At 55.4% G+C, this 1,663-nt stretch carries 1 protein-coding gene; it reads right to left on the minus strand.

Annotated elements, in window-relative coordinates:
- Positions 1 to 38 precede the first annotated feature (38 nt).
- Positions 39 to 1,591, minus strand: a protein-coding gene (locus VV867_RS30910; protein ID WP_193791350.1) for an IS3 family transposase whose coding sequence is annotated in 2 segments (ribosomal slippage) — positions 39 to 1,129 and positions 1,129 to 1,591 — 1,554 coding nt in all. Because the reading frame shifts where the segments join, the coding sequence is not laid out codon by codon here.
- Positions 1,592 to 1,663: the final 72 nt, after the last annotated feature.

Raw genomic sequence — 1,663 nt, forward strand, 5'->3', positions numbered from 1 at the left:
CGGCGTTTTTCAAGGTAGTTGTCGCGTCCACCGTCGCGCTACGCGATTTTTATTACCACGGTCAGTTCCCTTTCAGGGTTCAGATACACCGTCCCGATAGGGTTCCAGTTGCGTGTCTCTCCTGACCATCGTTCCGGTCTTTTCTCTCTGGCCTGCCGGTATATCGCATCTCGACGAGCCAAGATTTCTCGGTCTTTTCCTTCATGACGTTGAGCCGGTGTTACGAAGCGGATCCGGCTATGACGGTGCACGGTGTTGTACCAGGTCATAAAATTCCTCACCCAGATACGCGCATCATCCAGGCTGGTAAACCCCGCCTGTGGCCACTGCGGGCAGTATTTCAGTGTCCTGAACAGTGATTCCGAGTACGGGTTGTCGTTGCTAACCCGTGGTCGACCGCGAGACGGCGTGATGCCCAGGTCATACATCTTGGTCAGTAACGTCACCGATTTCATCGGTGCACCGTTGTCCGAGTGAAGCACCAGCGGCTGGCGCCAACACTTCTCCTGAGTCACGCTTCGTTGCAGCAACGCTGCTGCCTTTTCCCCGCTCTCGGCTTCATAAACTTCCCAGCCCACGGCTTTTCGGCTGTAGATGTCTTCGATCAGATAGAGGTAGTAAAATTTCCCGCGAACCGGGGACGGCAAGTAGGTGATGTCCCATGACCACACCTGATTAGCTGAAGTCGCTGCGTAAGTGGTCGGTGCCTCATGGCGATGCGGTCGCTTGGCTCTGGATCGGTGATGCTGCTGACCTGCCGCATGCAGCACACGATAAAAAGTCGCCTCCGAGGCTACATATCTTCCTTCATCGGCCAATTGCGGCACGATCTGGCTTGGCGGGAGGTGCGCATAGGCTTTGCTGTTGCACAGCGTCACGATGCCTTGCCGTTCAAGCTCACTGAGCGCGTTGTTCGGTATCGGCCTAAGCGTCGTCGTGCGTCCATCTGCCAAGAGTTCTTGCGGCAAGCTCCAGCGTTGCAGTGTCCTCAGTGAAATGCCTACCTCCTGACAAGCAGGCGCCCTGCGGGCGCCCGCCAGAATGGCTTCATTAAGCCAATCAACGAGTAAATACCGTTCTGGCAACAAGGTCAGGTGGCCTCGTCGTCGCTCCCCCAGTAGGCATTGAGCTTTTTTCGTAGTACCAGTAAGGCCGCTGTTTCAGCCAGGGCTGCATCTTTGCGGCGCAACTCACGTTCAAGTTCACGGATACGATTTTTATCATCCCGTGACTGTCCGGAGCTTGCAGTTTTCGCGGTTGACTGTTTCGTGCTGCCGGCGATAAAAGCGTTGCGCCAATCGGTTATTTGCTCGGGAAAAATACCTTTTCGTCGGCAGTACTCACCGATTTCCAGTTCCGATAGCGAACCTGTTTCTATGATGATCGCCAGCTTGGATTCGGCTGACCAATTTTCGGCCGGTTGCTTGGCATCGGACAATTGCGTTCCTCTGGCGGCAGCTTGTTTGCGCCAATAATGGAGAGACATATCGCTGCAACCTTCGCGCCGAGCGACCTCCGCCGCCGAGAGGCTCAGGGGCGGAAGCATCATTTTCAGCAGCGCAGCTTTACGTTCTTCTGAATAGAAAGGCATGACCATACTCTTGCCGCCCCCGGAATGCTTTTCAAAAAGCGGGGGACACGACAACTACCCTGACACCGGGGG

Source organism: Pseudomonas sp. JH-2, from assembly GCF_036231725.1.
GTDB lineage: Bacteria > Pseudomonadota > Gammaproteobacteria > Pseudomonadales > Pseudomonadaceae > Pseudomonas > Pseudomonas delhiensis.